8 protein-coding genes are annotated in these 7,435 nt (G+C 70.5%); 1 reads left to right on the forward strand and 7 read right to left on the reverse strand.

Annotation, left to right across the window (positions count from 1 at the left end; genetic code table 11):
• The 4 genes from pcnB to BGO22_RS16655 form a co-directional block, all read right to left on the reverse strand.
• A partial coding sequence (pcnB, locus tag BGO22_RS16640) for a polynucleotide adenylyltransferase PcnB (RefSeq protein WP_286851827.1) occupies positions 1-1,312 on the reverse strand: 1,312 nt, incomplete at its 3' end.
• On the reverse strand, positions 1,309-1,977 hold the full coding sequence (locus BGO22_RS16645) for a histidinol-phosphatase (RefSeq protein WP_070397582.1): 669 nt from the start codon (positions 1,975-1,977) through the stop codon (positions 1,309-1,311). The genes BGO22_RS16645 and pcnB, both read right to left, overlap by 4 nt.
• 14 nt (positions 1,978-1,991) lie before the next feature.
• Positions 1,992-2,678: a DnaA regulatory inactivator Hda gene (gene hda / locus BGO22_RS16650; RefSeq protein ID WP_070397581.1), complete on the reverse strand. Its 687-nt coding sequence runs from the start codon at positions 2,676-2,678 to the stop codon at positions 1,992-1,994.
• A 20-nt stretch (positions 2,679-2,698) separates the two neighbouring features.
• A complete protein-coding gene (locus BGO22_RS16655) occupies positions 2,699-3,796 on the reverse strand; it encodes an AI-2E family transporter (RefSeq protein ID WP_070397580.1) in 1,098 nt (365 codons plus the stop codon).
• A gap of 148 nt (positions 3,797-3,944) precedes the next feature.
• On the opposite strand from BGO22_RS16655, the gene purM reads away from it, so the two are divergent.
• Positions 3,945-4,976: a phosphoribosylformylglycinamidine cyclo-ligase gene (purM, locus tag BGO22_RS16660; RefSeq protein ID WP_070397579.1), complete on the forward strand. Its 1,032-nt coding sequence runs from the start codon at positions 3,945-3,947 to the stop codon at positions 4,974-4,976.
• Positions 4,977-4,989: 13 nt separating this feature from the next.
• On the opposite strand, the gene BGO22_RS16665 is transcribed toward purM, so the two are convergent.
• The 3 genes from BGO22_RS16665 to murJ all read right to left on the reverse strand — a co-directional run.
• A complete protein-coding gene (locus tag BGO22_RS16665; protein WP_070397578.1) occupies positions 4,990-5,610 on the reverse strand; it encodes an NAD-dependent epimerase/dehydratase family protein in 621 nt (206 codons plus the stop codon).
• A gap of 121 nt (positions 5,611-5,731) precedes the next feature.
• A complete protein-coding gene (locus BGO22_RS16670; RefSeq protein ID WP_070397577.1) occupies positions 5,732-6,589 on the reverse strand; it encodes a SirB1 family protein in 858 nt (285 codons plus the stop codon).
• Between the two features lie 28 nt (positions 6,590-6,617).
• Positions 6,618-7,435: murein biosynthesis integral membrane protein MurJ (gene murJ, locus BGO22_RS16675; protein ID WP_286851829.1), on the reverse strand; the 818-nt coding region annotated here is incomplete at its 5' end.

Genomic DNA, 7,435 nt, shown 5'->3' on the forward strand with positions numbered 1-7,435 from the left:
ACCAGTGGGCGAGTTCCTCTTCCACCTCGCCCACCTGCGAGCGCAGGCGCAGGAAGTCGAAGCCGGCGCGGAAACGCGGCTGCTCCACCAGCGTGAAGACGCCGCTGCCCGTGCGCTTGTCGAAGCGCGGCTGCATGAGCCAGATCTCGCGCATGTCGGCGCCGAGCTTGCCGCGGCCCGACACGTCGCCGATGCGCGCATCGAAGGCCTCGTCGATCGCGTCCTGCAGGGCCGCGAAGGCCGGCACGGGCTTGTGGCCCGGGCGCGACTCGATGCGGCGCTCCCAGCCGCGGCGCACGTCGGCCCACAGCACGCAGGCCAGCAGGAAGCTGGGCGCCACCGGCTTGCTCTCGCCCACGCGGCGATCGGTGTCCTGCAGGGCCAGTTGCACGAAGGGGTCGTCGGCGCGCTGCACCACCACGTCGAGCAGCGGGTAGATGCCCCGGTCCAGGCCCAGGGCCTTGAGTTGCTGCAGGCTGGCCAGCGAATGGCCGGTCTGCAGCAGCTTGAGCATTTCGTCGAACAGGCGGCTTTGCGGGATGTCCTGCAGCAGCGACTTGGAGGCCTGCAGCGGCTCGCGCGTCTTGGCGTCGAGCTTGAAGCCCAGCGGCGAGAGCTTGGCCGCGAAGCGCACGGCGCGGATGATGCGCACCGGGTCCTCGCGGTAGCGCGTGGCGGCGTCGCCGATCATGCGCAGCTGCTTCTTCTGCGCGTCGCGGATGCCGTGGTGGAAGTCGACCACGGTCTGCGTCTCGGGGTCGTAGTACATGGCGTTGACCGAGAAGTCGCGGCGCGCCGCGTCCTGCTCGATCGGGCCCCAGACGTTGTCGCGCAGCACGCGCCCGCTGGCGTCCACCGCGTGCTTCATGCCCGAGAGCTCGCCCTTGCTGGTGCGCTCGTTGCCCGCCACCTGTTCGGCGTCGGCGCTGTCGAGGTAGGCGCGGAAGGTGGAGACCTCGATCACCTCGTGCTCGCGCCCGCGGCCGTAGACCACGTGCACGATGCGAAAGCGCCGGCCGATGATGAAGGCGCGCCGGAACAGGCCCTTGACCTGCTCGGGCGTGGCGTTGGTGGCGACGTCGAAGTCCTTGGGCCGCAGGCCCAGCAGCAGGTCGCGCACGGCGCCGCCGACGATGTAGGCCTCGAAGCCGGCCTGCTTGAGCGTGCGGACCACGTCCAGCGCGCGCTGGTCCACCAGCTTGGGGTCGATGCCGTGCACGCTGGCCGGCACGTCCTGGCGCTTGCCGAAGGGCGAGCCCGCGCGGGCACCACTGGCCTTGCCCAGCAGCTTGTCGATGAATTTCTTGATCATTCGAAGAGATTGAGGATGCGCCAGCCGCGCTGCTTGGCGAGGGTGGCGAGGCGCTGATCGGGGTTGGTGGCCACCGGTTCGTCCACCTTCTCGAGCAGCGGCAGGTCGTTCATCGAGTCGCTGTAGAAGGTGCTGTGCGCCAGATCGGACCAGCGCAGGCCGCGATCGGCCAGCCATTGTTCCACACGGGCGACCTTGCCCTCGCGGAAGGAGGGGACGCCCGCGATGGCACCGGTGAGTTCGCCCGACGGATCGGTGGCCAGGTCGATGGCGATGAGCTGCTCGACGCCGAAGGCCTGGGCGATGGGCCGGGTGACGAAGGCGTTGGTGGCGGTGACGATGAGCACGGTGTCGCCCGCGTCCTGGTGGCGGCGCACCAGGGCGCGCGCGGCCTCGGTCATGGCCGGGCGGATCACCTCGGCCATGAAGCGCTCGTGCGCGCGCAGGCCCTCGGCCAGGCCGCGCTCGCGCACCGCGCCGGTGGCGAAGCGCACGTAGTCGTGGATGTCCAGGGTGCCGGCCTTGTAGTCGGCGTAGTAGCCGTCGTTGGCGCGGCGGAAGTCCTCGGCGTCGCGCCAGCCCAGGCGCACGGTGAATTCGCCCCAGGCGTGGTCGGAGTCCAGGGGGATGAGGGTGTGGTCGAGGTCGAAAAGGGCCAGTCGCATGGGGGAATGCCCGCTCACTCGTCTTCCAGCATGGATTTGATGAGCGGGATGGTGATCGCGCGCTGCGTGCGCAGCGCGTAGCCGTCGAGCCGCTCGAGCAGCAGCATCAGGCTGGAGAGGTCGCGCGAGAAGCGCTTGAGCATGAAGTCCATCACCTCGTCGCCGAGGAAGACGCCGCGCTCGTCGGCGGCGCGGCGCAGCACGGCGCGCCGCTCGGTCTCGCCGAGCGCGCGCAGCTGGAACACATGGCCCCAGCCGAGGCGGGTGCGCAGGTCCTCGCGCAGCACCAGGTCGGCCGGCGGGCGGTCACCCGCGGCCAGCACCCAGCGCGCCGGGCCATGGGCCGGGGTCTGGGCGTTGACGAACCAGTTGAAAGCCATGGCCTGCTGGGCCGCCGTGTAGAGGTGGGTGTCGTCGAGCAGCACCGCGTCCCAGTGCTCGTCGTACTCGGCCGGGTCCAGGGTGCTGGCGTCCATCCAGCCCACGCGCGAGCCCTGCTCGCGCAGCGCCTCGCGCACGGCGCGCAGCAGGTGCGTCTTGCCGCTGCCGCTCTCGCCCCACAGGAAGGTGGGCACCGGCGAGCGCAGGGGGTTGGGCACCCACAGGCGCAGGTGGGCCAGCGCGGCCTCGTTGCCCACGCCCACGAAGTTGTCCAGCGTGGGCAGCGGCGCCAGGCCGATGTCCAGCGCGAGCTGCTTCATGGGCTGGCCGGGCGACGCACTCATGGCAAACGCGGTGGTTCGTTGTGGCCGACCGGCGCCTTGAGGTACAGGTCGCTCGACAGGTACTGGCGCTTGAGCCGGCGCAGCGCCACCAGCAGCACCGCGCTGGCCGGCAGCGCGATGAGCACGCCCACGAAGCCGAACAGGTGGCCGAAGGCCAGCAGCGCGAAGATCACCGAGATCGGGTGCAGGCCGATCGCCTCGCCCACCAGGCGCGGGGTGAAGTAGTAGCTCTCCACGAGCTGGCCCAGCATGTAGACGCCGAACACCAGCGCCACGCCGGTGAAGGACTGGAACTCCAGCAGCGCCGCCAGCACGGCCAGCACCAGTCCCACGCCAAAGCCCAGGAAAGGCACGAAGGTGGCCAGGCCGGTGAACACGCCGATGGGCAGCGCCAGGTTGAGCCCCACCAGCGCCAGGCCCGCGGAATAGAACACCGCCAGGATGCCCATCACCATGAGCTGGCCGCGCAGGTACCTGCCGAGCACGCCATCGGTCTCGTCCAGGAAGCCCTGGACCGACTCGCGCCAGCGCGGCGGCACCAGCGCGCGGCCCCGGCCCATGAGGGCGCGCCAGTCGATCAGCAGGTAGAAGGCCACGATGGGCATGAGGAACAGATTGCCGAACAGCGCCGCCAGGGCGCTGCCGCCGATGCGCAGCGAGGACAACAGGCCCGCCAGCAGCTCGCTCTCCTTGCCGCTCATGAGCTGGCTGGCCCATTGGCGCAGCTGGCTGATGTCCAGGCGCAACTCGAAACCGAAGCGCGCCGCCAGCGCGCTCAGGCCGTCGGCCAGGCGGTCCAGCAACACCGGCACCTGCTTGCTCAGCAGCGGCACCTGCTGGGTGATGACCGGCACGATGAGCAGCACCACCGCCAGCAGCACCAGCATCAGCAGCGCCACCGACAGCCCGGCCCCGAGCCAGCGCGGCCAGCCGCGCCCGGCCAGGCGCTCCACCAGGGGGTGCATGGCGTAGGCCATGATCAAGGCCACCATGAAGGGCATGAGCACGGGCGCCAGCAGCGTGAGCAGCAGGACCAGGACCAGCGCGATGGCGGTCCAGGCGGCGATGCGGATCTGGGTGGGGGTGAAGGTCATGGGGCGGGGCTCGGTGGCGGGCCTGGGGCCCGGGGCGAGCCCGTAAAATCCGGTTCTGGATTCTATCGGCGCGCCCCCGGGCGCCCCGGGTATCCGCCCTCCCCCCCGCCCGACCACTGCCCGCGGCCCCGCCGCCGCGCCTTTCCCCATGAGCACCACCCCCCTGTCCTACAAAGACGCCGGCGTCGACATCGATGCGGGCGACGCCCTGGTCGAGCGCATCAAGCCGCTGGCGAAAAAGACCCTGCGCGAGGGCGTGCTGGGCGGCATCGGGGGCTTCGGCGCCCTGTTCGAAGTGCCCAAGCGCTACCAGGAGCCGGTGCTGGTGAGCGGCACCGACGGCGTGGGCACCAAGCTGAAGCTGGCCTTCGAATGGAATATGCACGACACCGTGGGCATCGACCTGGTGGGCATGAGCGTGAACGACGTGCTGGTGCAAGGCGCCGAACCGCTGTTTTTTCTCGACTACTTCGCCTGCGGCAAGCTCGACGTGGACACCGCCGCGGCCGTGGTTGGCGGCATCGCCAAGGGCTGCGAACTCTCGGGCTGCGCCCTCATCGGCGGCGAGACCGCCGAGATGCCCGGCATGTACCCCGCTGGCGAGTACGACCTGGCCGGCTTCTGCGTGGGCGCGGTGGAGAAATCCAAGATTCTCACGGGCAAGACCGTGGCCGAAGGCGACGTGGTGCTGGGCCTGGCCTCGCACGGCGTGCACTCCAACGGCTTCTCGCTGGTGCGCAAGTGCATCGAGCGCGCGGGCTCGAACCTGCCCGCCACGCTGGACGGCCTGCCCTTCCGCGAGGCGGTGATGAAGCCCACCCGCCTGTATGTGAAGAACGTGCTGGCCGCGCTGCAGCAACACCCCATCAAGGCCCTGGCCCACATCACCGGCGGCGGCCTGCTGGAGAACATCCCGCGCGTGCTGCCCGATGCCCTGGCCGCGCACCTGGTCAAGGGCAGTTGGCCGCAGACCGAGCTGTTTGCCTGGCTGCAGAAGACCGCGGGCATCGACGACATCGAGATGAACCGCACCTTCAACAACGGCATCGGCATGGTGGTGGTGATCGCCGCCGACCAGGCCGAGGCCTGCGCCGCCACGCTGCGCGGCCTGGGCGAAACCGTGCACGCCATCGGCCGCATCGCGCCGCGCGGCACCGGGGCGGCCGTGGTCGTGGCCTGAGAGACCGCCGCGCCTAGGTGATGTCCTCGGACATCACCACCCGCACACCCGGCGTGGCCGTCAGCGCCGATTCCAGCAGCGTGCGGGCGATGGCCTCGGCCTGCACCACGCGCCAGCGCCGCGGCAGCACCGGCCGCAGGGCCTCGGCCAGGCGCAGGAACAGGCGCTCGCGCGGGCGGTCTTCCACACGGTCACCGCCGATCAGGCCCGGGCGCACCAGCGTGAGCGAGGGATAGCCCAGCGCCAGCAGGTCGCGCTCCACCTCGCCCTTGGTGCGGGAATAGAACACCCGCGAACGCAGGTCCGCCCCCAGCGCCGAATTGAAGGCGTAGGCCTGCGTGCCCTGGCGCAGCGCCAGCTCGGCCACGCGCAGCGGCAGGTCGTGGTCCACGCGGTAGAAGGCCTCGCGCGAGCCGGCCGCCTTCATGGTGGTGCCGATCGTGCAGATCACCGCGTTCACGCCCCACCACTCGGCGTCTTCGGGCAGCCGGTCGAAGCTCACGAGGGGGTTCAGCAGCTTGGGGTGCGTGGGCAAGGCGCGCCGGGTGGGCGCCACCACCAGCCGCACCTGAGGATGCGCCAGCGCCTGGCGCAGCGCGTGGCTGCCCACCAGGCCGGTGGCGCCCGCGATCATCAGTGTTTTCAAGGAAAGGGCTCCGGGTCCAGGCTGCGGTGAAGCCCGGCTCTGCGTCGATATTCGTTGCAGCTCATGCGGCGCGTCAACCGCGCTTACACGCCGATACGGGACCAGGCCCTCAGTTCATGGCGCGCCGCAGGGTCTGCAGGCGCTGCTCGATGGCGCTGCGCTCCAGGGCGTCGTCGGTGCGGTCGACGAAGGTCTCGAGGTCGTTCACCGCCAGCCGCAGATCGCCGATCTCGGCCCAGGCCAGGCCGCGGTCGCGGTACTCCACCCAGGCCTCGGGCAGCAGCACGATCAGGCGGTCCTGCACGGCCACCAGGCGCAGCCAGTCGGACTGCGTGCGGTGGATTTCCTTGAGGTTGCGCAGCAGCCGCGCCAGGATCTCGCGCGGCGTGGCCGCCTGCAGGTAGAGGCCCACGGGCACGTCGAAGTCGTCCACCAGGCCGTTGCGGCGCTTGTAGGGCTCCAGGCGCTCGGACAGGTCCTCGCGGCTGAGCGACTGGCCGGTGAACGGGTCGATCACCACCTGCCCGTTGGGCAGGTTGATCTTGATCATGAAATGCCCGGGGAAATTGACGCCTCGCGCCTTCAGGCCCAGGCCCTGGGCCAGCTCCAGCCAGAGCACGGCCAGCGAGATGGGGATGCCCCGGCGCGTGCGCAGCACCGCGTTGAGGTAGCTGTTGTCGGGGTCGTAGTAGTTGTTGACGTTGCCGCCGAACCCCATGTCGCGGAAGAAGAACTGGTTGAGCACGCGCAGGCGCTGCAGCGGGCCGGCGTCGTCGGGGCAGCGGCGCCTCACGCGCGCAAGCATCTGGTCCACGTCGCCCAGCACCTGCTGCACGTCCAGATCGGGGTATTCGTCCTGCGCCACCGCGGCCGCCGCCTCGAACAGCGGCAGGGCCTCGTCGTCACGCACGAGCGACGCGAAGTAGCTCAGGGGCGTGGGCGCGGTGAACTCGTACGGAAGGGCCATGGACGGAGCGCCGGCGGGTGCGGTCCAGCTATTGTCGGACGAACTGGCGCAAGTTCAAGCCCGAGAGAACCAAGGCCCCGAAATACAAGGCGCCCGCCCCCACGATGCCCAAGGCCAGCAGGCCCACGCGCTGCAGCGCGGCGCCCTCGAACCCCAGCCAGCCCACCCGCGCCGACAGCCAGGTGAGGTAGACCGCCAGCAGCACGCTGGCCGCCAGTACCTGCAGGCCGAACTTCGCCCAGCCCGGCGCCGGCAGGTAGGCGCCACGCCGGCGCAGACCCATCAGCAGGAACGCCGCGTTCACCAGCGCCCCCAAGCCAATGGCCAGCGCCAGCCCGGCGTGCGCCAGGTGCGGCACCAGCACCAGGTTGAGCGCCTGCGTGAGCACGAGCACCCCAATGGCGATCTTCACCGGCGTACGGATGTCCTGGCGCGCGTAGAAGCCCGGCGCCAGCACCTTGATGGCGATCAGCCCGATCAAGCCCGCCCCGTAGCCCATCAGGGCGGTGGCGGTCTGCTGCACGTCGGCCGCGCCGAAGCGGCCGTAGTGGTAGAGCACCGCGACCAGCGGCTGGGCAAAGGTGAGCAGCGCCACCGCGCAGGGCACGGCCAGCAGGACGACCAGGCGCAGACCCCAGTCGAGCAGGCCGCTGTAGCGATCTGTGTCGCCTGCAGCCTGCGCGGCCGACAATTGCGGCAGCAGCACCACCCCCAGGGCCACGCCCAGCAGGGCCGTGGGGAACTCCATCAGGCGGTCGGCGTAGGTGAGCCAGCTCACGCTGCCCACGGCCAGGTGCGAGGCGATCTGGGTGTTGATCAGCAGCGACAGCTGGGCCACGCTCACGC

Origin of the sequence: Hydrogenophaga sp. 70-12, assembly GCF_001897365.1 — a bacterium.
Taxonomy (GTDB): Bacteria; Pseudomonadota; Gammaproteobacteria; order Burkholderiales; family Burkholderiaceae_C; genus Hydrogenophaga; species Hydrogenophaga borbori.

Coding starts and splice junctions, on each gene's coding strand:
- BGO22_RS16645 (WP_070397582.1), bottom strand. CDS start 1,977: ATGCGACTGGCCCTTTTCGACCTCGACCACACCCTCATCCCCCTGGAC.
- BGO22_RS16670 (WP_070397577.1), bottom strand. CDS start 6,589: ATGGCCCTTCCGTACGAGTTCACCGCGCCCACGCCCCTGAGCTACTTC.
- BGO22_RS16665 (WP_070397578.1), bottom strand. CDS start 5,610: ATGATCGCGGGCGCCACCGGCCTGGTGGGCAGCCACGCGCTGCGCCAG.
- purM (WP_070397579.1), top strand. CDS start 3,945: ATGAGCACCACCCCCCTGTCCTACAAAGACGCCGGCGTCGACATCGAT.
- BGO22_RS16655 (WP_070397580.1), bottom strand. CDS start 3,796: ATGACCTTCACCCCCACCCAGATCCGCATCGCCGCCTGGACCGCCATC.
- hda (WP_070397581.1), bottom strand. CDS start 2,678: ATGAAGCAGCTCGCGCTGGACATCGGCCTGGCGCCGCTGCCCACGCTG.